1 protein-coding gene is annotated in these 657 nt (G+C 31.7%); it reads right to left on the bottom strand.

Annotated elements, in window-relative coordinates; genetic code table 11:
* Positions 1-657: ATP-binding cassette domain-containing protein (locus tag CIW83_RS21835; RefSeq protein ID WP_143598625.1), on the bottom strand; the 657-nt coding region annotated here is incomplete at both ends.

Raw genomic sequence — 657 nt, 5'->3', positions numbered from 1 at the left:
CTTGCCTTTTTCATCATAGAATAAACTTTCTTTTTCACGATATTCATTCTCAACATTAATTCTATTCTTATAGTTTTCTTCTCTATTTTCAGCATTAATTTCTGGAATAGCTGCAATCAGCCTTTTAGTATAAATATGCTGTGGATTATTATATATGTCATCCCTTGTCCCTGCTTCCACAAATCTTCCTCTATGCATGATGTATATGTAATCACACATATGTTTTACTACACCTAAGTCATGAGATATAAAAAGATAACTTAAGTTAAATTTTTTTTGTATCTCTTTTAAGAAGTTTAGGACCTGTGCTTGAACTGATAAGTCAAGAGCAGAAACGGGTTCATCTGCAACAATAAGTTTTGGATTTAAAGATACAGATCTTGCTACACCTATTCTTTGTCTTTGTCCTCCAGAGAATTCATGCGGATACCTATATAAGGCGTCAGCAGGCATTCCAACTATATTTAATAGCTCTAAAACTTTTTCTAGTTCTTCTTCTTTTGTTAATTTTTCATGATTTCGAATTGGCTCAGCGATAATATCTCTAATCCTCTTTTTAGGATCTAAACTAGATAAAACATCTTGAAATATCATTTGAACTTCTTTATGATATCCCATTTTTTTCTTGAGCCTTTTTGTATGTACTCGCTGTCCATT

Source organism: Tissierella sp. P1 (assembly GCF_002266425.1).
In the GTDB taxonomy this organism is placed as follows: Bacteria; Bacillota; Clostridia; order Tissierellales; family Tissierellaceae; genus Tissierella; species Tissierella carlieri.
This window is presented reverse-complemented; position numbering and strand designations above follow the sequence as displayed.